Source organism: Vibrio limimangrovi (genome assembly GCF_054064025.1).
In genome coordinates this window covers 308,932-332,553 of the sequence record NZ_JBSUGF010000008.1, presented here as the reverse complement: position 1 = coordinate 332,553, position 23,622 = coordinate 308,932, and the positions used below count along the sequence as shown (strand labels likewise).

28 protein-coding genes and 1 pseudogene are annotated in these 23,622 nt (G+C 43.8%); 12 read left to right on the top strand and 17 right to left on the bottom strand.

Features of this window, described 5'->3' with window-relative positions; all coding sequences use genetic code 11:
• Positions 1-35: 35 nt before the first annotated feature.
• Together ACWYU8_RS12320 and ACWYU8_RS12315 are read left to right on the top strand one after the other, a co-directional pair.
• Complete coding sequence (locus tag ACWYU8_RS12320; RefSeq protein ID WP_457519850.1) at positions 36-1,088, top strand: FecCD family ABC transporter permease; 1,053 nt, start codon at positions 36-38, stop codon at positions 1,086-1,088.
• A gap of 2 nt (positions 1,089-1,090) precedes the next feature.
• On the top strand, positions 1,091-1,858 hold the full coding sequence (locus ACWYU8_RS12315) for an ABC transporter ATP-binding protein (RefSeq protein WP_457519849.1): 768 nt from the start codon (positions 1,091-1,093) through the stop codon (positions 1,856-1,858).
• Between the two features lie 72 nt (positions 1,859-1,930).
• Here ACWYU8_RS12315 and ACWYU8_RS12310 read toward each other — a convergent pair whose 3' ends face one another.
• The 3 genes from ACWYU8_RS12310 to ACWYU8_RS12300 all read right to left on the bottom strand — a co-directional run bounded on the left by ACWYU8_RS12310 (position 1,931) and on the right by ACWYU8_RS12300 (position 3,921).
• Positions 1,931-2,188, bottom strand: a complete 258-nt coding sequence (locus tag ACWYU8_RS12310) for a hypothetical protein (protein ID WP_457519848.1) — start codon at positions 2,186-2,188, stop codon at positions 1,931-1,933.
• 106 nt (positions 2,189-2,294) lie between these two features.
• Positions 2,295-3,419: a 23S rRNA (adenine(1618)-N(6))-methyltransferase RlmF gene (rlmF, locus tag ACWYU8_RS12305; RefSeq protein WP_457519847.1), complete on the bottom strand. Its 1,125-nt coding sequence runs from the start codon at positions 3,417-3,419 to the stop codon at positions 2,295-2,297.
• Complete coding sequence (locus ACWYU8_RS12300) at positions 3,406-3,921, bottom strand: YgjP-like metallopeptidase domain-containing protein (protein ID WP_457519846.1); 516 nt, start codon at positions 3,919-3,921, stop codon at positions 3,406-3,408. Before ACWYU8_RS12300 ends, rlmF begins: the two co-directional genes overlap by 14 nt.
• 149 nt (positions 3,922-4,070) lie before the next feature.
• Between ACWYU8_RS12300 and ACWYU8_RS12295 the strand changes: the two genes are divergently transcribed.
• On the top strand, positions 4,071-4,301 hold the full coding sequence (locus tag ACWYU8_RS12295; RefSeq protein WP_457519845.1) for a glutaredoxin family protein: 231 nt from the start codon (positions 4,071-4,073) through the stop codon (positions 4,299-4,301).
• Between the two features lie 32 nt (positions 4,302-4,333).
• Here the strand turns inward: ACWYU8_RS12295 and ACWYU8_RS12290 are convergent, their stop codons facing one another.
• Entirely contained in the window at positions 4,334-5,203 is an 870-nt protein-coding gene (locus tag ACWYU8_RS12290) for a LysR family transcriptional regulator (protein WP_457520188.1), read from the bottom strand.
• Between the two features lie 111 nt (positions 5,204-5,314).
• Between ACWYU8_RS12290 and ACWYU8_RS12285 the strand changes: the two genes are divergently transcribed.
• The 3 genes from ACWYU8_RS12285 (at position 5,315) to ACWYU8_RS12275 (ending at position 7,887) form a co-directional block, all read left to right on the top strand.
• The gene (locus tag ACWYU8_RS12285; RefSeq protein ID WP_457519844.1) at positions 5,315-6,538 is read left to right on the top strand and encodes an MFS transporter; all 1,224 of its coding nucleotides are present in this window, start codon (positions 5,315-5,317) and stop codon (positions 6,536-6,538) included.
• 51 nt (positions 6,539-6,589) lie between these two features.
• Positions 6,590-7,171: a DUF1415 domain-containing protein gene (locus ACWYU8_RS12280; protein WP_457519843.1), complete on the top strand. Its 582-nt coding sequence runs from the start codon at positions 6,590-6,592 to the stop codon at positions 7,169-7,171.
• Between the two features lie 140 nt (positions 7,172-7,311).
• Positions 7,312-7,887, top strand: a complete 576-nt coding sequence (locus tag ACWYU8_RS12275) for a nucleoside triphosphate pyrophosphohydrolase family protein (RefSeq protein WP_444492463.1) — start codon at positions 7,312-7,314, stop codon at positions 7,885-7,887.
• 64 nt (positions 7,888-7,951) lie between these two features.
• Here ACWYU8_RS12275 and btuD read toward each other — a convergent pair whose 3' ends face one another.
• The 8 genes from btuD to ACWYU8_RS12235 form a co-directional block, all read right to left on the bottom strand.
• Positions 7,952-8,719, bottom strand: coding sequence for a vitamin B12 ABC transporter ATP-binding protein BtuD (gene btuD, locus ACWYU8_RS12270; protein ID WP_457519842.1), 768 nt, complete (start codon positions 8,717-8,719; stop codon positions 7,952-7,954).
• On the bottom strand, positions 8,706-9,701 hold the full coding sequence (gene btuC, locus ACWYU8_RS12265; protein WP_457519841.1) for a vitamin B12 ABC transporter permease BtuC: 996 nt from the start codon (positions 9,699-9,701) through the stop codon (positions 8,706-8,708). The genes btuD and btuC overlap by 14 nt, the downstream gene beginning before the upstream one ends.
• 122 nt (positions 9,702-9,823) lie before the next feature.
• A complete protein-coding gene (locus tag ACWYU8_RS12260) occupies positions 9,824-10,852 on the bottom strand; it encodes a succinylglutamate desuccinylase (RefSeq protein ID WP_457519840.1) in 1,029 nt (342 codons plus the stop codon).
• A gap of 400 nt (positions 10,853-11,252) precedes the next feature.
• Entirely contained in the window at positions 11,253-11,870 is a 618-nt protein-coding gene (gene cobC, locus ACWYU8_RS12255) for an alpha-ribazole phosphatase family protein (protein ID WP_457519839.1), read from the bottom strand.
• An 11-nt stretch (positions 11,871-11,881) separates the two neighbouring features.
• Positions 11,882-12,415 carry a bifunctional adenosylcobinamide kinase/adenosylcobinamide-phosphate guanylyltransferase gene (gene cobU, locus ACWYU8_RS12250; protein WP_457519838.1) on the bottom strand — a complete coding sequence of 178 codons (534 nt, stop codon included), beginning with the start codon at positions 12,413-12,415 and terminating at the stop codon, positions 11,882-11,884.
• Positions 12,412-13,212: an adenosylcobinamide-GDP ribazoletransferase gene (locus ACWYU8_RS12245; RefSeq protein ID WP_457519837.1), complete on the bottom strand. Its 801-nt coding sequence runs from the start codon at positions 13,210-13,212 to the stop codon at positions 12,412-12,414. Before ACWYU8_RS12245 ends, cobU begins: the two co-directional genes overlap by 4 nt.
• Positions 13,212-14,255 (bottom strand): nicotinate-nucleotide--dimethylbenzimidazole phosphoribosyltransferase, encoded by a 1,044-nt coding sequence (gene cobT / locus ACWYU8_RS12240; protein WP_457519836.1) that lies wholly within the window; start codon positions 14,253-14,255, stop codon positions 13,212-13,214. Before cobT ends, ACWYU8_RS12245 begins: the two co-directional genes overlap by 1 nt.
• A gap of 18 nt (positions 14,256-14,273) precedes the next feature.
• Complete coding sequence (locus tag ACWYU8_RS12235) at positions 14,274-14,885, bottom strand: flavin reductase family protein (protein ID WP_457519835.1); 612 nt, start codon at positions 14,883-14,885, stop codon at positions 14,274-14,276.
• A 253-nt stretch (positions 14,886-15,138) separates the two neighbouring features.
• Here ACWYU8_RS12235 and ACWYU8_RS12230 point away from each other — a divergent pair, with 253 nt between their 5' ends.
• The 6 genes and pseudogenes from ACWYU8_RS12230 to ACWYU8_RS12205 all read left to right on the top strand — a co-directional run bounded on the left by ACWYU8_RS12230 (position 15,139) and on the right by ACWYU8_RS12205 (position 19,155).
• Complete coding sequence (locus ACWYU8_RS12230; RefSeq protein WP_457519834.1) at positions 15,139-15,828, top strand: NAD(P)H-binding protein; 690 nt, start codon at positions 15,139-15,141, stop codon at positions 15,826-15,828.
• Between the two features lie 168 nt (positions 15,829-15,996).
• Positions 15,997-16,281: pseudogene (locus tag ACWYU8_RS12225) on the top strand (PAAR domain-containing protein); the annotation flags it as partial.
• 875 nt (positions 16,282-17,156) lie between these two features.
• On the top strand, positions 17,157-17,666 hold the full coding sequence (locus tag ACWYU8_RS12220; RefSeq protein ID WP_457519833.1) for a hypothetical protein: 510 nt from the start codon (positions 17,157-17,159) through the stop codon (positions 17,664-17,666).
• A 111-nt stretch (positions 17,667-17,777) separates the two neighbouring features.
• On the top strand, positions 17,778-18,284 hold the full coding sequence (locus ACWYU8_RS12215; RefSeq protein ID WP_457519832.1) for a hypothetical protein: 507 nt from the start codon (positions 17,778-17,780) through the stop codon (positions 18,282-18,284).
• Positions 18,285-18,434: 150 nt separating this feature from the next.
• Positions 18,435-18,674 carry an RNA recognition motif domain-containing protein gene (locus ACWYU8_RS12210; protein WP_444492449.1) on the top strand — a complete coding sequence of 80 codons (240 nt, stop codon included), beginning with the start codon at positions 18,435-18,437 and terminating at the stop codon, positions 18,672-18,674.
• Positions 18,675-18,822: 148 nt separating this feature from the next.
• Entirely contained in the window at positions 18,823-19,155 is a 333-nt protein-coding gene (locus ACWYU8_RS12205) for a PBPRA1643 family SWIM/SEC-C metal-binding motif protein (RefSeq protein ID WP_457519831.1), read from the top strand.
• 146 nt (positions 19,156-19,301) lie between these two features.
• Here the strand turns inward: ACWYU8_RS12205 and ACWYU8_RS12200 are convergent, their stop codons facing one another.
• From ACWYU8_RS12200 to ACWYU8_RS12180, 5 genes are all read right to left on the bottom strand, one after another.
• Positions 19,302-19,775 (bottom strand): DUF1456 family protein, encoded by a 474-nt coding sequence (locus ACWYU8_RS12200; protein WP_457519830.1) that lies wholly within the window; start codon positions 19,773-19,775, stop codon positions 19,302-19,304.
• 216 nt (positions 19,776-19,991) lie between these two features.
• Complete coding sequence (locus tag ACWYU8_RS12195; RefSeq protein ID WP_457519829.1) at positions 19,992-20,480, bottom strand: hypothetical protein; 489 nt, start codon at positions 20,478-20,480, stop codon at positions 19,992-19,994.
• Entirely contained in the window at positions 20,477-20,929 is a 453-nt protein-coding gene (locus tag ACWYU8_RS12190; protein WP_457519828.1) for a hypothetical protein, read from the bottom strand. The genes ACWYU8_RS12195 and ACWYU8_RS12190 overlap by 4 nt, the downstream gene beginning before the upstream one ends.
• Before the next feature lie 409 nt (positions 20,930-21,338).
• Positions 21,339-22,421 carry a type I restriction endonuclease gene (locus tag ACWYU8_RS12185; protein WP_457519826.1) on the bottom strand — a complete coding sequence of 361 codons (1,083 nt, stop codon included), beginning with the start codon at positions 22,419-22,421 and terminating at the stop codon, positions 21,339-21,341.
• A gap of 218 nt (positions 22,422-22,639) precedes the next feature.
• Entirely contained in the window at positions 22,640-23,020 is a 381-nt protein-coding gene (locus ACWYU8_RS12180) for a hypothetical protein (RefSeq protein ID WP_457519825.1), read from the bottom strand.
• Between the last annotated feature and the right edge of the window lie 602 nt (positions 23,021-23,622).

Below are 23,622 nucleotides of genomic sequence, written 5' to 3'. Positions count from 1 at the left end.
CTGGCCGTAAATAAATAATAATTAGGTAGTAAGTCGTGCAAACTGCAGTTTTAGAACAGCTTATCCAGCAGCAACGTAAGAGCGAAAAGCGCCGAATTTTGGTGATTGGTGCATTCAGCGCACTCATTCTGATGACTTTCGTACTCGACATCATGACAGGCCCTTCTCTTCTTGATGCAACCAAAGTACTCCACTCTCTGTTTGAATTTATTGGCCTGCCTTATCAGGTTGAACCTTCCACTCAAATCATTGTGACAGAACTACGACTGCCAATTGCGATAATGGCGATTGTCGTTGGTGGCGCGCTCGGAATGGGCGGAGCCGAAATGCAGACTTTGCTTAATAACACAATGGCAAGCCCATATACTTTGGGTATGGCTGCGGCCGCTGGTTTTGGTGCTGCTATCACCCTGTATATGGGATCGTTTGGCTTAAGCAGTTATTACGCGGTTCCGATGGGCGCATTCTTATGCTGTATGTTATCTGCCTGTTTCCTGTTTTCTTTAGCATCGGCTCGTCATATCAGTTCAGGACAACTCATTCTTGCTGGTATTGCCCTGCTGTTTTTGTTCCAGTCGCTATTGTCTCTGGTTCAGTTCGTATCCTCTCCAGAACTTAGCCAGCAGATTCTGTTTTGGCTTTTCGGTAGTTTAACCAAAGCGACCTGGAATACCGTTGCGATTACGTCTGCTGTCGTGCTTATCGGCGGAATGCTGTTACTGAAAGATGCATGGAAGCTGACCGCGCTTCGACTGGGAGAAGAGCGTGCGAAAAGTGTTGGCGTTAACATCACTCGCTTACGTCTGAAAACGTTGTTTATCGTTGCGGTCATCACCGCCACCGTAACCAGCTTCGTCGGGATCATCGGCTTTGTGGGTATCGTTGCTCCTAACATGGCGAAATCCATGGTGGGTGAAGATCAGCGATTCTTCTTGCCACTCTCTTTCCTGATTGGTGCTTTCCTGCTTTCTGGCGCGTCGGTTCTGTCAAAAATCATCGTTCCAGGTGCACTGTTCCCGATCGGTATCGTTACTGCGATCATCGGCGTACCTTTCTTCTTCTGGTTGATTTTGGCGAAGCGAGGTTAAGGATGCTGGTAGCAAACAACGTAAACATTCAGATTGATACATTAACCCTTGCCAATGACTTCAACTTCAAACTGGAACCGGGCCAGGTAACAGCGGTACTCGGGCCAAATGGTGCGGGTAAAAGTACCCTACTTAAAGCCATTTTCGGTGATGTAAATCTGGCCAGCGGCTCAATTTCTCACTACGGTGATGAGCTCAATCACAAGTCTCTCTCTTCATGGCGAGCTAAGTTTGGCTACATGCCACAAGATATCGGCTTAGAGGTTAGTTTGACTGTTATTGAAGTGGTACTGATGGGACGTTTAGACAGCCTCAGCCTGCGTATCGATGACAAACTTCTTGGTGAAGGCTTACAGATACTCAATAGCATCGGCATGGCGCATTTAGCTAACCGCAACGTGAGTTCTTTAAGTGGTGGTCAGCGTCAAATGATCCTGTTCGCTCAAGCTATCATGCGCAACCCACAAATCATGCTGCTTGATGAACCCGTCAGCGCACTCGACCTTCATCACCAACACGTATTGCTCGACCATCTTGTTACTCAAACTCGCGCACAGAACTACGTGAGCATCATGGTTTTACACGATCTCAATCTTGCCGCACAGTACGCCGATAATCTCTTGGTGATAAAACAGGGTGAATTAGTCAGCGTAGGAGCGCCAAAAGATGTCCTGACGACAGAATTGGTTAAAGACATTTATCAGGTGGAAGCGAATGTCCACCATGATGACGATGGTGTTCCATTTATCAGAACCATGAAAGCCAGTTAAACACTGGCTGGAAATGAACTGGCATTGCTAGATTACGCGTTATCTGGCAATGCTTAATTAAGCTCTAATTTACTACTTACCGTCCGACACTTTTATAGTAATCAAACCCGCTTCGAGCGCCATATCGACCACCTTTTGAAACTCTGCAGGATGAAGTAGCACGTAGCCGGTCAGAGCGTAGCCATCGTGTTTCGACGTAGGGTCTCGTTCACCACTACCACTTATGCGGATCTCTCCGGACACCAACTCCGCTTTGTCCAACAAAACAATGCATTCGTCTTCGTCTATTTGACCCGATGAAGAATATTCTCTGGAAATTCCTACCTTCATTTTTGTTCACTCATACAATGGATCTCATTGAATAGTAGTAACACCCTGAAAGTACGTCAAAATAGAAAATAGCAGACTGGTATGTAAACTGATCGGCTTCACTCACTTATTTCAGCGATCGCCACGTTTTGCGTTCTTCTTTATCCATATATGACCAGGCGATAAAACGACTCACCTTTTGGCCTTGACTCATTTCCACGACGCGAATGGCTTTCACGCCGAGTTTTTCAAGCTGCTTGCGCATGGGACGTACATTGTCTTTCTTTGAAATCAGCGTAGTGAACCAAAGCACTTGCGCGCTGAAACCCTGGCTTTCGTTGGCCATTTTACGGATAAACGCCGCTTCCCCACCTTCACACCAAAGTTCTGCATTTTGGCCACCAAAGTTAAGCGTTGGCTTAGTAGAACTTGTACGGACAGGTTTCAAGCCCTTTTTGTGTTGGTTCGCTCTTAAGTTATCGACTTTACGTTGGCTACCCATCGCCGCTTCTTCTGCTGAACGATGGAAAGGAGGATTACACGTTGTGACATCGTAACGCTCCCCAGGCTGAATCACGCCACGGAAAATGTTTGCTTGGCTAACCTGATGAACCAGTTCGATTCTGCCATTGAGTGACACATTGCCATCGACAATCGCCTGCGCCGACTCAATTGACTTTGGATCGACATCACTACCAGTATAGTGCCATTCGTATTCTGTTACCCCGACAATAGGGTAGATACAGTTTGCACCAACACCAATGTCTAGCGCACGTACATCATGATGCGGGTACTTGCCTTTTACTTCTCCGTCTAGCAATTCGGCAACACGGTGAATGTAATCGGCACGCCCCGGAATTGGAGGGCATAAATAGTGTTCAGGGATATCCCAAAATTCGATATCGTAATACGCCGCTAGCAAGGCTTTGTTGAGCATTTTGACCGCTTTTGGATCTGAGAAATTGATCGAGTCCTCCCCATTCGGGTTCTTAATCACAAAGGCTTTTAATCGAGGCTCACTTGCAGTCAATTTTTTGAAGTCATAACGACCACGATGCGGATTACGTTCATGCAATCCATTTTTGGCTATTTTAATGAAGTCCACATCACTTTTCGCTGCTGCAGGCGATTTTGCTTTGGCAGAAGGTTTGTTCTTCAAACGTTTCTCCGCTTTCGCGCCATCTTTACCCTGCTTTGGCTTTGCTACGTGTTTGGATTTTTCTGACTTAGCGGGTTGGTTATTGTTCTTCATTCGAGTTCGCTTTTAAATCGAGGTAAATCATAAACAGACGCGCATCAAACTCTAACTGGTGATACTCGGGTTCCATGTAACAGCACAGTTGGTAGAAGGCTTTATCGTGCTCTTTCTCTCGCGTATGAGCCAGTTCATGCACCACCAGCATTCTCAGCAGTGGTTCCGGTGCCTCTTTAAACACATTCGCAATACGAATTTCGTTCTTCGATTTGAGCTTGCCACCATGGTTACGGCTGATCACGCTGTGCAGCCCTAGCGCGTTATTAATTAAGTGAATTTTCTTATCGTAGACCACTTTGCTGATCGGTGCTGCTTTCTTCATATAACGATTTTTGATCGCTATGGCATACTCATACAGCGCCTTTTCACTTTTGATTTGATGGCGTTCCGGATAGCGTTTTTCAAACCAGGGAACTAGCCTGCCGCTGTCTATCAAAGAGCTAACTTGCTCAACGATGTTTTGAGGGTAACCCTGAATGTATCGAAGTGACGGATGCATAGTATAAAGTCTGCTATGACAAAGGAAAGGCGCTAAATATACCCGAGTTAAACAGTACTTTCACCCTTGCTCTCAAAATAGATTTCGTCTTTCAATTGTCGCCAAAGGTCGTTAAACTTCGCAGCCCAAAGATAATGGAGAGAAATTCAATGAAACGTGTCGTTCTTTACATCAAAGACAAATGCCCCCACTGCAAAGATGCTCAACGTTATCTGGATTCGAAAAACATCACTTACCGCCTGTGCAATGCGAAAATGCAGCGAGGCCGTAAAGAGCTGGATGCACTGGGTGCGCGCTCAGTTCCGGTACTAAAGATTGGTGACCGAGTGATGATTGGCTGGAATCCAAAGAACTTCGAAAAGATGTACAAAGAGGACTAATTTTTCCTTCTGACTACAATTTGTTCGTCTGATTACAAATAACGTTTAATGAAATCGATAAACGTTCTGTCCGCAATCGATAAATAGCCTTCTTTCCGCCATGCTAACGCGAGATCAAGCGTTACTGGCGGATTAAACGGAATCCCTACCACACCTTTTTCATTCTGAGTAACCAGTTCCAGTAACGCGGTAATCGCGAACTCGTGCTTTACGATACTGAGGATCAATGGCAATAAGTTGGTCTCAAACGACGACTTCATGGTAAAGCCGTGCTCTTCACTGACGTGATCTAAGAACTCTCGGTGGAAGTAGCCACGCTGAAACATCACCAGTTCGTGTTCAAAAAACTCGTCAAACGTGAGTGATTCTCGCTGAGCCAACTCATGCTCTGGCGCCACAACGGCAACCATCTGGCTGGTAAATAGATGATCGGTTTCGAGATCGTCAGGAACATTGTCACAGCTGATCACGCCGATATCTAACTGACCATTAAGCAGCATGTTTCTTACAGATTGTGTACCCGCTTCCACCAGCGTTAGTTTCAAATCCGGAAACTGACTTTTAAACGCCATGACGATACGCGGGAAAAAGTAACTCCCCATCATTGAAGGCGTGCCTAAGCGCACCTCACCTTTCGCCAGACCTTTCAGTTCATTGATCGCAAGCTGAGCGTCGTGCAATTGCTGAATCACACGTTTTGCGTGCACCAACAAAGTTTCGCCCTCTTGTGTCAGACTGATTTTCTTATCTTCACGCCGAAAAAGTGTCACTCCCAGCGACTGCTCGAATTTTTTGATAGATATGCTTAAGGCAGGCTGAGCAATGTTCAGCACCTTAGCCGCATGGGTGATATTGCCTTGCTCTGCAACCGCAAGGAAATGTTTAAGTTGCTTTGATTCCACTAGATCAAAAATATATGACATCCATATTTTTAATATATTTTTTTAATTCATGATTAGCTGATAAATTGATCACAGTTTCTTTTATTGGCGCTCGCGCATCAGGCAGGACACATGGTCATCTTCGGCACACCAGAATACAAACGAATCACGCTCTCTCTTGCGTTGGGTTCATTTTTGGTCTTCTCAAATTTATATCTTCTACAGCCAATGTTGCCGACCTTTGCTCAGCTGTTTGCCATTTCTGAGACACAAGTTAACTGGCTATTTGCGGCATCCACGCTGGCGCTCTCATTCAGCCTCGTGCCGATGGCAGTATTGTCTGAATCCATAGGAAGAAAACCAGTTATGATGGCTGGCTTATTCGCCATTCCTGCACTTTCTGCACTTATGCTGCTTGGTGATTCATTCCTGTTTTTAGTGGTCTGCCGCGCCCTTATTGGTGTCGCGTTGGCGGCTTTTGCTGCCGTTGCTGTCGCTTATATGGCGGAAGAACTCGACAAACATGCGTTCTCGATGGCCATTGGCACCTACATTGCGGCTAACTCGTTAGGTGGCATTGCTGGCCGTATCAGTGGTGGTCTGCTGGCCGACAACTTCAGTGTTGATGTTGCCATAGAAGCCATTATGGTAGTGACGCTAGTGGGTGTTATCTGCGTTTACTATTTACTGCCAAAGCAGCGTAACTTCACACCATCGTCAAGTGGATTAAGACAACAAAACCGCGCCATCGTAGGCCACTTCAAAAACCAACGAGTGTGGTTTGCGATGTTGATTGGCGGTCTGAATTTCGCGTTATTCGTAAATTTATACTCAGTAATGGGCTTCAGATTAGTTAGTGAGCCGCACAACATTCCAGTAGGTCTGGCTTCGCTTATCTTTGTCTGCTATTTGGGCGGTACTTTTTCATCCCGTTGTGCAGGTCACTGGAGTAAACGTTACTCGTCGATTCTTGGGATGTTTTTAGGCGCAATCATTAGTCTGAGCGGTATGTGGATTGCGGCAATTGAGAGTGTTGCTGCGATGCTGTTTGGCTTACTGCTGATTAGCTTCGGCGCCTTCTTTACCCACACCCTGGCGTACGGTTGGGTGGGTCAAAAAGCGACAAACGCAAAAGCGACGGCTACGGCTCTTTACCTTGTGCATTACTATGTGGGCGGAAGTCTTGGTGGGTTCTTGCTTCTTTACTGCTGGCAGCATGGCGGATGGTCAACAGTACTAGTTGGTGGCAGTGCATTATATCTGGCCATGTTTAGTGCGATTGCTTATCTAAAACGCATTACGCAGGCAAACGATGCAAAGGAAAGTGAAGAGATTACGGGATTGAGAAGAAGTTAAATCTTATCTCTGCTATGCTTGCGCCACTTTCAAAAAGATTTAAAAAATCGTATGTCAACGCGCTCAACACCTGAAACTCAAAACACAGATACCAACGTAATCAGCCAACAAGTTGATCAATGGCTAAATGACGTGGTTATCGGACTGAATTTATGCCCGTTTGCGGCTAAACCACAACGTAACAAGCAGATTAAAATCTTCGTCAGTGAAGCAACGCAAGAAGTGGCCTTACTGGAAGACATTTTGTTGCAGTTGATCGAACTAAGTAATACTGAGTCAGAAAAACTGGAAACAACATTAGTAGTTGTACCAAACATGCTCGACGACTTCTGGGATTACAACCTGTTTATTGACTGGGTTGAAGGCTTAATCAAGCAGCAAGATTGGGAAGGCATTTTTCAGGTGGCGACATTCCATCCGGATTACTGTTTTGGTGGCGCAGAGCCTGAAGACGACGAAAACCTGACTAACCGTTCTCCTTATCCTATCTTTCACCTTATTCGTGAAGAGAGCATGGAAAAGATGTTGAAACACTACCCTGATCCTGAATCAATCCCAGATACCAACATCGCTCGTGTTTCTGCCCTTTCTGAAGAAGAACGCAAAAAGCTGTTCCCGTATTTATTTCGATAAGTTACGGCTTTTAACGTTCAGAGCGGCACCCTACACTCACTCCAAGCGGCAGATTTAATAGTCAGTCAGACTCTTGTCTCTTGGGGAATAAAGAGCGGTTTGTTATCATTACCGCTTCAATCGATTCAATGGATATTAGAATGCAACTGTCAAAGCTAACCCAAGAGATTTTTGATCACCTATACCGTGACATCACCGAGTTCCGAAGCACGTTCGACCTTCCAGTCGCAGACCAAGCTAGTCTGGATGCACAAGCGGATACGCTACACACTTCTTTGGCGATCGAAGAGCTTACAGAGCTAGCAGAAGCAGATTGTAAAACAGAACAAGCAGACGCGATCGTAGACAGCGTTTATGTCCTGATGGGGCGTCTTGTTCACCTTGGTAACAGCAAAGTGGAAGACAATTTGGCGATCAGCTACCTGATTGACCTGCTACTGAACGTTGCGAAAAACCGTGGTATCGACTTTATCCCTTGCTGGGACGAAGTGCATTCAAGCAACATGAGCAAAGTGTGCCGCAATGAAAAAGAGTACACAGAAACAGAAGCGTTTTATGCGGAGCAAGGCATTAAACTGATGGCGGTACATCAGGGTGAATACATCATCGCTAAATGTGCTGAAGACTTTGTAGCCGAAGGCAAAACGGTTCGTAAGGGCAAAGTGCTAAAATCGGTTTACTACCGTCCGGCTGACCTTAAGCCTCTGACGCAATAAATTGCAGTCCATAAATAAAAAACGACCCAAGAGGGTCGTTTTTTATTGTTTGAGAATCAGAAGACTATTCGAAAAGTAAATAAGGTTTTTCCTCAACCATTACCCTTCTCACCTGAGTATTAAACACCTCTCCCAATCCCTCTTCCGTTAACACATCTTCAGCTTTGCCTGATGAGTGGAGTACGCCATTACTGAGCAATAGAACCTTGTCTGCATGCCTTAGAGTTCGGTTTAGATCATGGTTCGCCACCAAAACACCAATACCTTGACCAGCGACTTCGGCGATGAGTTGATAGAGCAAGCCCTCTTGTGCAATATCTAACGGTGCAGCAGGCTCATCCAAAATCATTAACTGCGAGTATGGATTAATAGTTCGCCATACTTGCAAACACACCCCGGCCAGCCGAACGCGTTGCCACTCGCCTCCAGATAACGTTTGAATGCTACGGTGTAACTTATCTTGCAGCTGAACCAGAGTAATAACCTCGTTAACAGCATCTCGCACTTTACTGTCGCTGATCTTGACGCCTACTGGTAAGGAAAGAGCAAGATACTGGAACACGTCAACATTAAATACCGGTCTGGATTGCTGACATAAATAGCCTCTCACGTAAGCTTGCTCAGATAATGGCATCTCGAGCAAATCGCCACTGTTTACGATGACCTCACCGCTCAAGGAATTTTGACTGGACAGTGTGCCTGATATCGCTGCAAGTAACGTACTTTTACCAGAACCATTCGGGCCAACGACGTGTACGATTTCCCCTGCGTTACAGTCAAACGAAAGTGGCAATAATCGGTTCCCGACCGCGATGTGCTTAACGTGCATCATGACTCTTTACCAACATCCAAATGAAAATAGGAGCGCCAATCGACGTAGTCATGACGCCTAATGGCAGTTCAGCCGAATCGAGTAACAATCTTGCACCGATATCCGCAAAGACCAATAACGCTGCGCCTGTAATCGCAGATAGCGGCAACAAATAGCGGTTCTCGGTACCAAATGCCAATCGCAGCAGATGAGGGACAACCAAACCAACAAAGCTGATGATTCCCCCGAGAGCGACGGATCCGCCAACAAGAATGGAAATCGCCAGAATCAACTTCCAGCGCATCTGATGAACATCGATACCAAGCTGAGTGGCATGGACTTCCCCCAGCATCAGCTTATCGAGCGGTTTGCCCTGCCAGCATAGCCAAATCAATACTGGCAGCATCACCAAAGTCACTGAATGCTGGTACCAAGTCGCGCCGCCAATGCTCCCCATCAGCCAATACATTAACTGGCGCAGGCTTAGGTCATCACTGAAATAAAATGCCCAGGTAACGATCGCACTGGAGAAAATACCCAACGCGACACCGACGAGCAGCAAGCGCGCTGTTGTCAGGTGCATCACTCTTGCGATAGAGACTAAAACCAAGGTGAACAGCATGGATCCTGCAATGGCTGCCAGCATAAAGATCATCGGCGTTGGCATCGCGGGAATAGCGAACATCACTAATACCATTGCAAGACTGGCACCTCCGGAAATACCAAGCACACCTGGCTCCGCAAGTACGTTTCCTAATAAAACTTGCAGCGTCGCACCAGAGACGGCAAGTGCGGCTCCAATGATAGCTGCGGATAGCAATCTTGGCAGGCGCAGATCCACCAGCAATTTTTGCTCAAATGCAGAAATCGATTGAAAAGGAGAAAGGAAAACCTCTCCGACCATCAGGTGTATGGCAGAGAGTAGTATGAGCACGGCGGACATAATCAAAAGATTGCGCTGCCAGCGTCGCTCCTTGTTCAGGATAAGTTGTTGAAAATCCATAATAGCCGATAAAAACAAACGAGGCCTAACCTTACAGTTAAGCCTCGGTAAATTGCAACGAATTCGAACCGTTATACGTAAATAACCCGATTATATCGGGTCAGGCGCAGCAAAGCTTCGCTTTAATCGTAGACTAATTCGCCATCTTCAAAGCGGGTTTTAACTTCACACACCATTAAAGCCGCGCGCTGACCGACAGCAACGTTACGGTTAGGGAATACAATCGCTTCGTTGTCGTTCTTAGCCATCAGAGGTTTGTCACCATCGTGACCGAAAACTTCACCATGAACAAATGATGTAAAGTTATCAACATTATCGTCGAACATGAAATCGAAGTCATCGTGCAAACGTACAATCGTACGACTGACGCGATATTTAATACACGGCTTAGACAGGTGCTCTGCTTTTGTGCCTGAGACTAAATTACGCAGCGCTAAATCAAAAGCCGTTAGCTTATCTAAATCATTCTCACCAATTCGAGCAACACGTCCAAGCTCCATTGTCAGAGCTTGCGCGCTAAAGTTTTCTGCACTGTACCAGCTGAATGTACTTGCCGGAGAGTTTGATAATAGAACCGCTTCAATATGGCCACTATCCAAGAACTCCATTAAAGCTTGGCTTCGAACCGGATGGCGTGTCTTAGGACTCACAGCAAACGTGTAGTGTTTAGAACCACGAATTGCACAGTGTAAGTCAAGATGCCAGCGCGTTTCTGGGTCAGTACCTTTAAAGAAGTCACAGACGTGCAACTTCAGTAAATCTGCAATAGCCAACTCTTTGGTTGGCGTATGACCTTTATCATCGAATAAGCGGTTGAGGTTTTCCTCAAGAAAACGCGTATGCGCCAAGGTAGACTCAGGGTGAGCGATGATGAATAGACAACGGGCATCGACCTGCATGAAACCAGATTCAATGTCTTTTATTATTGAATCTACTAGCTCCATCGGTGCGGTTTCGTCGCCGTGAATACCAGTTGAGATGATGATGTTTTTCGTCTCCTGAGTGTAATTCTCAGGAACCACTTCTAGAACACCACGCTGATAGAGTTTTAGTGTTACTCCATTAGATAAGACCAACTCCGCTGGCTCAACATTTATATGCATATCTAACGTATCAGCTAAAAACGATTGGCGAAAAAAAGACTTCGTCATGCGTTACTCCTTAATTGCACGGCGGACATGTTAATAAATTGTACAAAGGATTTTTGTTGCTGCGATCCCACTTATGAGTAGAAATCGACGTTTTGATTGAAAATCCGATACCGTTTCGCGCCATACACTCAAACCAAGCAATAAACCGATTGTTTATTAATCAATTACAAACTGTTAAGGCTGTGAACTTTAACACAGCCCTAGTTAAGTTCATTATGATTTCACGAAATTTTTGCTTGTGAAACGTATAGTGCTTAAAAACGTTACGTGCCCTGACTTCGATGGGTTATTAATCGTTCAAACTCTTCAACAACTTCTTCTGAGAGCTTGTCGCCCTCATAGCGAAGCAAGTTAATCTAACCTCTCGATGTAACGGAGCTGGCCCCTTTCGTTATTTTTACTATCTATATTCAATCAACGGCACACCGATCGAACGAACTGAGGCATAGATTTGGTTATCAATCGTTACTGTTAGATGTGTGACTGACGCATTGCCGATGGCCAACGTTGAGTACCAGCGAGGATTGCGCCAATCAACGTCCAACACCTGTGCGAGAATCATTCTAATAACGCCACCATGCGTGACAATTAGCAGGTTGTCATTGATATCATTGATAATTTGAGACCAAGCACTACTTACGCGCTGCGAAAATGCGTTAAGGCTCTCAGCATTTGGCAGCGTATGATGTGCGGGAGATTGCCAGAAAGACTCAAGTTTTTTCCACTTGTCGCTCAACATATCGAATGGCACACCATCGAAGTCGCCAAAACTCATTTCTTTCAGTTCAGAATTTTCGCTCATAGGCAGCATTTGCTGCTCAGCGATGATTTGCGCCACATCACTACAACGAGAAAGCGATGAAGTAATAATGCCGCCAACCTCTCGTCCCTGCTCGTTCCATGCCTGAGCGATGGCTTGCTGCTCTGACGCTTTCACTTTTAAATCTGAGTGACCATGCAGCCCTGGAGCAGCATCCACTTTGCCGTGACGCATGAGATAGATATTGAGCGTTTTCATTATGTTATGCCCTATTTTTTAAGTACAAGTGGTAAGCCCGCAGCGACAAATGTGACTTGCTGACAAACTTGCGCAAGTTGTTGATTCATACGTCCGGCGTTGTCGACGAAATAGCGGCTTATTGCACCGAGTGGCACAATGCCCATTCCGACCTCATTAGAAACAAAAATCAACGTTGCTTGTGAGCCGGACACCGCTTCCACCAGTTTATGAATTTGTGCTTCTAACTTTTCATTTGAGCATTCATCACCCAACTCGAAAATCCAGTTGTTCAGCCACAGTGTCAGGCAATCAATCAGAACAACATCATCGTGATTAAAGCTTAATAGCAAATCAGGAAGATGCAGCGGACATTCGTGCTCATCCCAACCTTCCCCACGCTGCTTTTGGTGATGATAAATGCGTTCTCGCATCTCATCATCAAACGGCAAAGCTGTCGCGACGTAGTGCAAAGAAGCGCGAGAAACGGCAACGAACTGCTTCGCGGTTTGTTCGGCGAACTTCGATTTTCCGGAGCGTGCTCCACCTAATATTAGTTGCTTCATGATGTGTGATAAAAGGCGATGAGAGTAAGATAAACCAGCAATTCTGATAGCTGCTGAGCGGCCCCTAAACAATCGCCGGTAAAACCGCCAATCCTCTTGGTGAGCCAACGTTTAAAACCAAAGCGAAATATCGCCAAGACCAGTGCAATAACCACAGCCTGCGAAATGCCGAGAAACGACGTAACGACACCACCGGTAAACAGCAGAATCGTCACCTCTAAAGACGACTGCTTGTTGGCAAGTGGCTTACTTTTTGATGTATCACTGTCGCTGACATAAGGCATGTCGTAAATAAGCGTTGCGGCTAATGCACGGCTGGCGGTGTATGCGACCACAATCATCAGCAAAAATCGTGGCTCATAAGCCAACTCGCCCCAAAACACGAACTTCGCCAACAACGCCATGACCAAAGTCGCAGCGCCATATGTACCGATACGGCTATCTTTCATGATAGACAACCGCTTCTCGACTGTCATTCCACCGCCGATGCCATCCGCCATATCAGTCAGTCCGTCTTCATGAAATGCTCCCGTCAGTAGCAGACTAAACACCATGGTGATGATAATCGCTACAGAAGCTGGAAACATTAAACTCAACAGCCCAAAAGCCGCTGCACACAGCACGCCCAGTACGACACCAACCAGAGCGAAGTAGCGCCCGGACTGATTCATGCGAGCTTCACTATAAGGCAAGCTTGCAGGAACAGGTAAACGGCTAAAGAAGCTCACCGCTAACAGGAAAAGCTCCCATTGATAGCGCCAATCACCTGTGGTTGTATCGCGTGGTTTGTCTGACACTAAACGGTTACTCCTGCACTCTCAAAACTCGCCATTTTGTTGTAGAACTGCGCTGCCGCTTTCACTAATGGCAGAGCCAGTGCTGCACCTGTTCCCTCACCCAAGCGAAGTCCGAGATCGAGCAAAGGCTCGGCTGTTAAATATTCCAGTACGAACTTATGCCCGGATTCTTCAGAGCGATGTGCAAATAACATGAAATCACGAGCCTCTTCATCAAGCAGTGTTGCAATATAGGCGGCCACAGAGACAATAAAGCCATCGACTAATACTGGTGTTTTCAGGCGTTTAGCTTCTAAAAATGCGCCAACCATTTGTACGATTTCAAACCCGCCGACTTGAGCCAGCACTTCTTTGGTATTCAGTTCATTGCAACGAGCCGCACCTTGAGCAACGGCTTTAATCTTGCGGTTCAGCTGTTCTTGATTGATGCCAGTGCCCAGTCCGACACAGTGATCAACCTCAAGTGGGCTGAGTGCGGTTAACAAAGCTGACGCCGAACTGGTATTGCCAATCCCCATCTCACCGAACATGAGTAGATTGGAACCAGACAAAATGACTTGTTCTGCCACTTTCGCACCATATTCCAGACCAAGCGCCACTTGCTCTAATGACATCGCAGTTTGCTTGGCGAAATTCGCGGTGCCATTGCCCAGACGTTTCTCTATCAAGTTAGGATGCGATTTAAAATCAGGAACGAGGGTTTCAATTGGCGACAACATACCGCAATCAATGACTTTGAATTGGATTTGGTTAAGATCGCAAAAACAGTTGATCGCCGCTCCGCCAGCTAAAAAGTTGGCGACCATTTGTTGTGTTACTGAGCTTGGCGCAATGCTAACACCCTCTTCCGCGACACCATGATCACCCGCAAATACCAGCATTGTTGGCTGACGAATGGTAATTTGTTCGACTGCGGAATCCTGGTCTTGGCTTTGTATCAACGCTAATTCCAAAGCAACTTTTTCGAGAAGTCCTAACGAACCAACGGGTTTGGTTTTATTGTCAATGCGCGCTTGGATATCAGCAGCGAAGGTGCGGTCCATGTATTTAGTTCCTTTTATTTATTGGGGACGGGCAATAGAGAAAGTCTTATCGAGTGTAGCGAACTCGCTTCCACCTAAACGAGAAAGAGGATCGACGGCCAACGCATCTACTTTCAGCCTGTCGCCTTGCATTGAAATGACTTTCTCATCGACATAAATGTGTTCAATTTCAGCAAAAATTAAGCTCTGTGGCGTTTCACCCATCTCGATGACCTCATGCAATTTACAGCCAAATGCGATCTTCGCGTCTTTTAACCTTGGTAGCTCAAAGCCACTGAAATCAACAGTTTCTAAATTTGTCAGAGCTAATTCTGATTGGCCATGCTCTAAAGTCGCAGAGGAATCCGAGACCTTTTGCGCCAGTTCACTGGAGGCAATATGAATGACCAGCTTTCCTGTCTCTAATACGTTACGAGTCGTGTCCTTTACATCACCATTAGGCTTTTTGCCAATAGACAACATCAGCAACGGAGGGCGACTGGAAACAGCAGTGAAATATGAAAAAGGCGCTAGGTTGTAATTTTCTTCGCCAGAGTCCGTTAGCACCCAGGCAATTGGGCGAGGAATAACGGTTTGGGTCATTAGATGATACACCTGCGTCGGAGCGAGTGTGCTTACGTCTACATTCATTTTTCTTCCTTGGTTTGCACTATCGCAAATTCAAACGACAAAGAGTAATAGTGTACCTTTCTCCGGAGCTAAATCACCCATTTTCTCTTTATGGTTAAAAAGTTAGCGCTTGATAACCAAACTTAAGACACGTATGTTGTTTTTCTGCATATTGATAGACGTTTCACTTCCAAGTCCTTGACGAAAAGCAAGATTAAGCAATTGTGATCATCTACAATTAGTTGGGCGCTTGTTGTCAGATAGGAGAAGGAAAATGAGTAACAATACCTGTGTAATCATTGCCGGAGCAACGGGGTTGGTTGGCAGCAAAGTGATTACACTCCTTGTTTCCCAACCGGGTATCCATACCTTATATTCACTTTCCAGACGCCCGCTTAGCAACATCTCCGATCCAGAAAACAAAATAGTTCCGATGATAGATGCGGATCTATCTATATTGAATTGGGATGAACAGCAATCGACACCTGAAATCGGCTTTATCTGTTTGGGAACCACACTTAAACAAGCTGGCAGCAAAGAAAATTTGCGAAAGGTTGATGTCGAACTCGTCACGAATGTCTCGCGACAAATGAAAATGGTTGGCGTGAAGCGATTAGCTGTCGTCTCCAGCCTAGGTGCAAATAGTAAATCTTCCTCTCATTACCTTGCGTGCAAAGGTCAGATGGAAGAGAACATCGAACAAATGGGATTTGAAGAAGTGGTCTTTGTTCGTCCGGGTCCACTTGTCGGTCAGCGAGTCCAGCCAAGAACCGACGAAAAAATCGTTCAGGGTGTATTTAAGGTTATTCGCCCTTTCATGCTGGGGAAATTGGCGAACTTTGTCCCCATTGATGCCGAAGATGTCGCTAAAGCTATGATTTATCAAGTGTTCAGTTATCAAGAAGATCCGGTGGTTTATTTGCACCGAAGAGAAATCTTAGATTTATTGCGACATTACGGGTAACTGCTTTTCTCTAACTTTGAAATTAGAATCCCAAGCATCGTGAGTCTTTCTTATTACTTATAAATGAACTGATTAGGTGAAGTGACTCCAAAGATCATAACAATCACAGAATATTCTTTCCTCACCAAGATTAAGATACGCAACTTCAAACATATCAAGAGAGTTGCTATGGGAAAGCCCGCCGCCACACTGGCATCTATGCACATATGCCCCAAAGTCACCGCTAAAGTTCCTCATGTGGGCGGGCCGGTAGTCGTAGGCTCACCCTCTGTAAGGATTGGTGGTTTGCCATCCGCTCGTAAGGGCGACCGCCTCGTATGTGTTGGTCCGCCAGATTCCATAAGCCAAGGTTCTGGTTCTGTATTTATTAACGGCAAGCCTGCTGCCCGTATGGGGGATTCAACCAGTCACGGGGGTAAAATCGTGATTGGTAATACAACGGTATTGATTGGTGAGAAGTATCGTGCCGATAAACAACCACCACCGAAAACCTATACAGAAGCAAGAAAACGATTATCAGAAGCCAAACCCTACGTTGACGCCGCCCGAGAAGGTGGCGCTGCTTTACCTGGCTCTCCTTACACCACAGCAGACAAGAGAGAAATTGTTAAAAAAGGGCTAGATGAACCGCTACTGTTTCGCATCATCGAGTCCGAACACAACAAAGATACTGGCTACATTGGTTACAAACCCGCAGGGGTTACCAAACTAAAATACTGGACAACCACATTTACTCAGGCGGAGCACGGAGATACTGACCCAGAAGCCATCTGCAATGCCGTGGGGATCGAATACAAGCCCGACTGCGAATACACCATACTGTTAATTGATCACAAAAAAGCCGATGACATAGGCGACATGCACAGTTTTATCCCGACATACGAGAGAATAACCAAATTTACTGAGTCTGAATTAGCCAGCGAATTTGAAGATAGTCGTGAATTAATTACTTCCTGCATGACACCAGAATTTAGCCAGTATTATGAACAGGTGGCGGTTTCGTCGAAACAAGATGGGATTGAAGTGAGCGACACAGACCAATATAAAGAATATTGTCAAGAACTTGGTTTCACTCCTTATCAAGCAAAAACGTTGGCGGTAAGGAGTCAGATACAACAACGTTTAGGAGCAAACGAACATTTTCTTGGCAACGGCGTCACCAAAGACAACAGCGTGCAATACGATAAAACTCCTTTTGGTCACATTGATGATGATCTGGAATATGGTCCTTGCGAAACCTTTACATGGGATAAAAATCCTCAAACTCTTGGAAAGCTGGAAAAAGAGGGAGCCATTGTGAGAATTGACATCGGAAAAGGAGCCGACAAATGAAACAGTTTAAAGACATTGATCCACTTACGGTTGCACAACACCCTAACCTGATTTCAACTTTACCTGACAATAAACAACCAACGAAGACCTTTTACTTTTTGTTGGTTGATGATCATATCATTATTTGTAATGCGACGTACTTTACTAATAAAAGAACCGGTAAAAGTAAGTGGCTACATTATCAAGTCGAGTTTCCTAAACACGGTTTACGATGGTTCTTAGATACCCTGGAAGACAAGTTTTTTAAAACCGCTGCTGAAGGAGGCTTACCCAAAGGCACATTTAACAGCGAAGGTCTTGTGGATGGAGAGCGATTAAAGCTAGGACGTGCTTTTGATGCCGATGGTAATGGTAACGGTGGATATGCTTTTATCACTTTAGATCGTATTGATAGCTATATTGGGTTAGCCAAATCTTACACATTTACCGATGTGCTCCTGTTTCAACACGGCATGATCGACGTGATGAAAGATATCGCTAACAAAATAGATTTGGGACAACTTTAGTGAATACGCACTCTAAGGTTTACTGCATTTACGAGGGCTCTATTTGTACTGGAGGCATAACGGCTGGTGATTCGCTTCTCGTGGCATTAACATCGGAAAAGGAACCGACAGATGAAACAGTTTAAAGACATTGACCCACTCACGGTTTCACAACACCCTAACCTGATTGCCACTTTACCTGATGATGAAGAAGAGGCTAAAAACTTCTATTTTTTATTAATTGACGATTACATCATTATCGCTACCGCGAAGTACTTCACAAATAAAAGGACCAAAAAAAGTAAGTGGCTTCATTACCAAATCGAATTCCCTAAGCATGGTTTGCGATGGTTCTTAGATACCCTGGAAGGTAAGTTTTTCAAAACTGCAGCCGAAGGTGGTTTGGCTAAAGGCACATTTAACAGCGAGGGTCTTGTGGATGGAGAACGATTAAAACTAGGACGGGCCTTTAATGCTGATGGCAATGGTGGTGGCTATGCATTTATAACACTCGATCGAAAAGAACCCGACAGTGTCTGGTCTAAGTCATACACATTCACCGATGCGCTCCTGTTTCAACACGGCATGATCGACGTGATGAAAGATATCGCTAACAAAATAGATTTGGGACAACTTTAGTGAATATGCGCTTTCGAGTACTCACCTCTTTCTCAAACTCAGAAGGAGTCGGCTAACCCAGAGCTGAGTGGGTGATTATCATTGTAATTTGCTTGGCTTGTTACCAATTAACTGACACACTTAGCAGGCATTTTATATTAGGCAATCATTATGAAACTTCTAGTTCGCAATTTAGAGCGAAAAATTACTGAGCATGAAATCCGTGTTCTATTCTCAACGTACGGTACAGTAACAGAGTGCAACTTAGTGTTAGACCAAGAAACTGGCCTATCAAAAGGCTTCGCTTTTGTTGAAATGCCTGATGAGACAGAAGCAAAAGCAGCTGTTGAAAACCTAAACCTTTCAACGGTAGCTAAGAGCAAAATCAGAGTTAAATACGCTCAAAACTAAACTCTCTAAGAGCCAGTAATCCATTTAGATTACTGGCTCTATATCAAACCAACCAAATTACACATAATACTGCTAATTTCGCTTTATCATTTAAACGCTACACGTATAATCCACGCTCATTTTTACTCAATTAGAAAAGAGTACCAGCATGTCCAAACTGTTTTTCAAAGGTCGAATCGACGCTCGACAAAACCATGTAATTTCCGGCTATAACGTAAACCGAAATGTTAAGGTTGGCAGTGAAGAAGCTCCAATTTTTATTACAGTGCCGACTGAACAACGCAAAGCAGAGATCGAAGAGATTGTTAAGCAGCATTCAATTTTCGCGAACATCACTGTAGATGAAAGCCAAGCAGAAAATACCGTTGAACTTGACACTTTACTAAGTAAACCAAAGACAACTGTATTTGAGAAAACGCCGAACAGAAACGATCCATGTAGCTGTGGAAGCGGTAAAAAATACAAGAAGTGCTGCGCTTAAATCGAAAACCCCGACCACAAACGGCGGTATAAGCCACATTAGGGTGTGAGTAACGCTACCATCCAATCTAAACCACTGCCAGTAGACACAAAACCCAACCTTGACCTGAAAATGCCAAGCGTTGGGCGTCACTCAAAAAAGCTTTGTTATGATTCGTTACTACCTGGACGCAACTGATGCTGGAGACCTAGCAAAAAGTTTCTAAGTACTTGATTTTTGCATTCTCTGTAATGCTTATTCTCAGGTTTACGGAAAAATGCACTGAGTTCATGTTTGCTCAAACGAAAATCTACAAGTTGCAGAATCTCTAAAATGTCTTCAGCTTTTAAGTTCAAAGCAATACGTAGCTTTTGGAACACAATATTATTACTTAATTTCTCTTCTGGCTTAGGTTGCTCACCTTCGCGTTTACCACGCTTAAAATTGATAAAACCGTTTAGAAATATAGCTAACTCTTTATCGCTAAGTTCAGCAAAAGATTCATCGTCTTCTTTTTTCAGCCAACTAGTAACTTGTTCATCTGTCACTTTAAAGTCTACTAAAGAGAAGATTTCAGTCATTACATTGTCTTTTAAATCAAATGTATAACGTACACGGCGTAAAATATCATTATTCGTCAAAATAGTTCCTAGTCTTAGGTAAATCCAGTGCTATCAACGTGATTACTGGAAGACTTGGATTTTATCAGAATTGGGGGCGACGCCCTACCAAATGAGTCAATTTGAAAGAGAATAATAACGCCGGACTAGGGGGAATGCCACTGAACCTAAGCAATTGCACCGTAAACACAAGACCCAACGCTGAGCTGACCGAAATGACAATGTGTTATTCAACGCTTACCTATCCGCAACCTTTTCGTAGAACCCTAAGACATCAAAGGGCTTCGAAAAAAAGTCACTATTTTCCAAAAACTCTTTCGTATCGCTATCCAAAGAATCAAACTGACTTTGTGAAGTTGTATTTATAGAGAATGTTATCTTTTCCGTAGCTTTAATAAGCTCTTGCGTACTATGACGTCTAGCATTATTTTTTGCGTTCAAAAGCCTATATGCTAGTTCTCTTTTTTCATTGAGCGTACAACGTTCAAAAGCCAGGTAGTTCAAATGAGACAATACAGGCGTTAATTCGTTAACCCTCTGTTTTGCAAACTTCAAGGTCTCTTCGTCGGGGTTATTTGTATTAGCGCTTTCTTTACATACAGTAATGCGTTCACCTAAAGCGATGATTGCATTATTTAAATCTTCAAATAATTTATCCTCCACGCTCGTATTTGCATAAGAAAACATCGGGAGAAAGAAAAGAAACAAAGTTAAAATTTTGCTCATAATTTACACCCATCAGATATCGCTTTCCAAAATCTGTACTGTTTTCTATCTGTTATGTGCACTAACGCCTGTTCAGTAGCTATATTTTCAATTTTCCTTAGCTTAATAGTATTTAACGCAGTATAAGACTTGAAATAATACTCCCAGTTCGCTTGGGTTATATTCCATGCAGTCTGCCCTACATCGGAAGAAATCCCCCTACCCACAGTAATACCAACATCCCGTGCTTTATGTAACGTGTTATTTACTGGTACTGCTGATATAGCGTTTGTAACACCACTACTTCCAGCACCTTTAACAACATTACCAGCAAAAATATTGATTAGGTTTCCCAATGAAATAAAGAACTTTGCAGTTTTTTCCAGTTCATGAAGCTCATTTATTCGATCTATTGCAGCTAAGCTTTTATCATCAAAAACGACGCCAACTATAGCAGGACATTTTTCCATTTTTTGTAACTCCCTGTGAATGATGCAGAACACCTTACAACAATACGGACGTAAAACTTGTAGCATATGTGTGAATAGATACGGAATTTGACATTTTCGAGTTCCATAACTTCCAACAAGATCATGTGCCATCAAGAGGTATTGGATTTCTTCAATAAAAAGCGAACCACCATCATTGCATGGCGTAAGAACCGCAACTTCACATAGCGCTGCGTTGAATACGTGCGTAAAACATGAAGGTGGGTTTAAGACGGGCGTTTAGGGGCAATATTAACCGAAACTACTTAGGTGCACTGTTAGTTGTTCAAGCTCAGTTTACTTTTAAAAAAAGCGACTTAGAAAAGGAAAACTAAATCGCTCATATCAAAATTAAACGTGTCTTCAAGACTTAAGTATTTGGGTGATGTATTTAGTCATAGAGCGCTGGGGTATTTTGTAGTTGCTCACTAAATTTAAAAATATCATCAATCGAGTCAATGGGATGACGAGTTTCAGCTTTGTCTTCGTCAAAAATACCTATGTATTTTTGTTTCGTATTAAACCATAAACGGCATAGTGGCTTCCGGTTATTGTCATCAAGTAGGATCCCAAAATAGCTTTGAGTATCACGTGCACAAACTCGTTGAACATCCACTTTTTGACGTAATATAGCTTTAACTACATTAAAGCCCTCAATTTCCTCATCTGTCGTCTGAACTTTTGGCTTATCCTGTGTCGACTCAACGGTCTCAGCTAAAGAATCTACTGCGCTTTCAACTTTGATAGATTCTTTTTCATCTCCACCAATAGCTGATTTTAGCCTAGCGTTAATACTATCATTCAAGAACCGTTTTAAAGCCTTGGTTGTAATATCCAAGAACTGAGCTTTGACCTTAGCTGTCTGCACACCATCATAGACTTTGGAGGTAAAAAATTTCACAAACTCTTCTTCTGGGTTCTGAAATTGTTCATGCAGTACTTTCTTTATTTGGTTTAGATACTTAAGCTCTCCTGCCGCATCTACTACTGACTCAACATCAAAGGACGACTTGGTGAGTTTCTTCACCTCTGGAATTACATGCTCATCTAGATTAGCTAAATCTAAAGTTAAAAATGGCTTTTCATCCATTTTGTTCGGTGCATCCAAGTCCGTGAAAAACTGGTACTCTGAGCCATTAGTTAAAATCGCAATTCGTGCATTAGTTACTGAAAAATATCTAAATAGCTGATTAGCATGCTTAGTTGCGAGCGGCTCCCCAAATTTTTTACACTCGATAAGAATCTGAACAACTCCATCCTTTATTAGAGCATAGTCTACCTTCTCGCCCTTTTTCGTAGCTGTGTCAGCTGTAAATTCAGGGATAACCTCGTTTGGATTAAATACATCATAACCCAGTACAGAGTGAAGAAATGGCATGACCAAGGCGTTTTTAGTTGCTTCTTCTGTAGCTAAGCTAGCTGAAACTTGGGGTATTTTTTTAGAAAGAGCCTGTACCCGTTCGATAAAATCCATAAGACACTCCATATGATTCGATTAAGTGTTAAAAGTATATATGACACTAATAGCTTAAAATGTCGTATGGTTAAAAGTTTAAATAGTAATCTACATGCATAACACTGTACTAAAAGAGTGTAGATCAATACTCATATCTCCGTATTAAGCCTAACTCATGGAACGCATCACATAATAAGAAGTGACAAATCACTCTTAAATGCTCTCTGTGGCTTAGTTTATTCACGCTTTGCGAAAATACCGACCAGTAAGGAAAGTAGCGCGATTGGTATCAGATTGATAAAAACGATAAAGCCAGAGCCTAGCGGACCATTGAAGAGCACAATGATCGAAAATGGTAAAATGAGTACTAAACTCAGCGTTGTATAAGATTGGAAAATACCTCTAGACATGAGGGAAATGCGTGTATGAGCAGGTGCTAACACATACATCAACACCGAAAATACAGTTATCCCTGATAGCATCAGTAATCCGCCTGACGCATCTTCAACGTCTTTTGCATCTGGGTAAACAATTATTAAGCTGAGACATAGATGAACGACTCCGATAACAATCAAGTGCTTTCGTTGTGATTGCCCTGTTTTTCTCTCATCAGCCATTCAGGTCACCTAGATTCTAAAATTATCGTTAGAATTTTAGAAATTATAGTCACCCGATGAAGATTCGGGTTTGAGGCAGCTCATACCCGAGCATTTTCTCGATTACGTGCGTTATAGTGCCGAGTTCTGAACAAGTAGTGGAAATAATTCCCATAAAATCGTGACATTACCAGTTCACAAATCGGCTTTTTCATATTCACAACTTTACCTTGCATCTTTCGTTGCGAGTTAAGGCTTTGAATGGTCTAATACTCTCTTCGGTTCCGCAAACGGTAAGCAGAATGCGCCAAGATAATCAGCCCACTTTCTTCTTCTTTGATTATACTTACCACTCCGCAAGTGATTAATTTTAAAAACAACAATAGACAACCTCCTATATTTAGACGCAATTAGGACGCACACCTAAAGTCCTAAAAACGGTCAAACCGTCAGCGGTTTTTGTTTTGAACACATTAACTGTTTTAAGGTCTTCAAATTATCTCTCTCCAATACCACCCTACTTCTGAGCCACATTCCAAACCTGTTCACTATGCTATTGCAGTCACAAAACATAGTCCGGTTTGGTGACAGGGCTTGTTGAACCTAATAGTTTGTAAAGCCTA

What these genes read in the sequence shown, in the direction of transcription:
- ACWYU8_RS12210 (WP_444492449.1), top strand. Translation starts at nt 18,435, where the DNA reads ATGAAACTTCTAGTTCGCAATTTAGAGCGAAAAATTACTGAGCATGAA.
- ACWYU8_RS12235 (WP_457519835.1), bottom strand. Translation starts at nt 14,885, where the DNA reads ATGAATGTAGACGTAAGCACACTCGCTCCGACGCAGGTGTATCATCTA.
- btuC (WP_457519841.1), bottom strand. Translation starts at nt 9,701, where the DNA reads ATGGATTTTCAACAACTTATCCTGAACAAGGAGCGACGCTGGCAGCGC.
- rlmF (WP_457519847.1), bottom strand. Translation starts at nt 3,419, where the DNA reads ATGAAGAACAATAACCAACCCGCTAAGTCAGAAAAATCCAAACACGTA.
- cobC (WP_457519839.1), bottom strand. Translation starts at nt 11,870, where the DNA reads ATGAAAACGCTCAATATCTATCTCATGCGTCACGGCAAAGTGGATGCT.
- ACWYU8_RS12190 (WP_457519828.1), bottom strand. Translation starts at nt 20,929, where the DNA reads ATGGAAAAATGTCCTGCTATAGTTGGCGTCGTTTTTGATGATAAAAGC.
- ACWYU8_RS12300 (WP_457519846.1), bottom strand. Translation starts at nt 3,921, where the DNA reads ATGCATCCGTCACTTCGATACATTCAGGGTTACCCTCAAAACATCGTT.
- ACWYU8_RS12230 (WP_457519834.1), top strand. Translation starts at nt 15,139, where the DNA reads ATGAGTAACAATACCTGTGTAATCATTGCCGGAGCAACGGGGTTGGTT.
- ACWYU8_RS12280 (WP_457519843.1), top strand. Translation starts at nt 6,590, where the DNA reads ATGTCAACGCGCTCAACACCTGAAACTCAAAACACAGATACCAACGTA.
- ACWYU8_RS12215 (WP_457519832.1), top strand. Translation starts at nt 17,778, where the DNA reads ATGAAACAGTTTAAAGACATTGACCCACTCACGGTTTCACAACACCCT.
- cobU (WP_457519838.1), bottom strand. Translation starts at nt 12,415, where the DNA reads ATGAAGCAACTAATATTAGGTGGAGCACGCTCCGGAAAATCGAAGTTC.
- ACWYU8_RS12275 (WP_444492463.1), top strand. Translation starts at nt 7,312, where the DNA reads ATGCAACTGTCAAAGCTAACCCAAGAGATTTTTGATCACCTATACCGT.
- ACWYU8_RS12195 (WP_457519829.1), bottom strand. Translation starts at nt 20,480, where the DNA reads ATGAGCAAAATTTTAACTTTGTTTCTTTTCTTTCTCCCGATGTTTTCT.
- ACWYU8_RS12260 (WP_457519840.1), bottom strand. Translation starts at nt 10,852, where the DNA reads ATGACGAAGTCTTTTTTTCGCCAATCGTTTTTAGCTGATACGTTAGAT.
- ACWYU8_RS12310 (WP_457519848.1), bottom strand. Translation starts at nt 2,188, where the DNA reads ATGAAGGTAGGAATTTCCAGAGAATATTCTTCATCGGGTCAAATAGAC.
- ACWYU8_RS12285 (WP_457519844.1), top strand. Translation starts at nt 5,315, where the DNA reads ATGGTCATCTTCGGCACACCAGAATACAAACGAATCACGCTCTCTCTT.
- ACWYU8_RS12220 (WP_457519833.1), top strand. Translation starts at nt 17,157, where the DNA reads ATGAAACAGTTTAAAGACATTGATCCACTTACGGTTGCACAACACCCT.
- cobT (WP_457519836.1), bottom strand. Translation starts at nt 14,255, where the DNA reads ATGGACCGCACCTTCGCTGCTGATATCCAAGCGCGCATTGACAATAAA.
- ACWYU8_RS12180 (WP_457519825.1), bottom strand. Translation starts at nt 23,020, where the DNA reads ATGGCTGATGAGAGAAAAACAGGGCAATCACAACGAAAGCACTTGATT.
- ACWYU8_RS12185 (WP_457519826.1), bottom strand. Translation starts at nt 22,421, where the DNA reads ATGGATTTTATCGAACGGGTACAGGCTCTTTCTAAAAAAATACCCCAA.
- ACWYU8_RS12205 (WP_457519831.1), top strand. Translation starts at nt 18,823, where the DNA reads ATGTCCAAACTGTTTTTCAAAGGTCGAATCGACGCTCGACAAAACCAT.
- ACWYU8_RS12295 (WP_457519845.1), top strand. Translation starts at nt 4,071, where the DNA reads ATGAAACGTGTCGTTCTTTACATCAAAGACAAATGCCCCCACTGCAAA.
- ACWYU8_RS12315 (WP_457519849.1), top strand. Translation starts at nt 1,091, where the DNA reads ATGCTGGTAGCAAACAACGTAAACATTCAGATTGATACATTAACCCTT.
- btuD (WP_457519842.1), bottom strand. Translation starts at nt 8,719, where the DNA reads ATGATGCACGTTAAGCACATCGCGGTCGGGAACCGATTATTGCCACTT.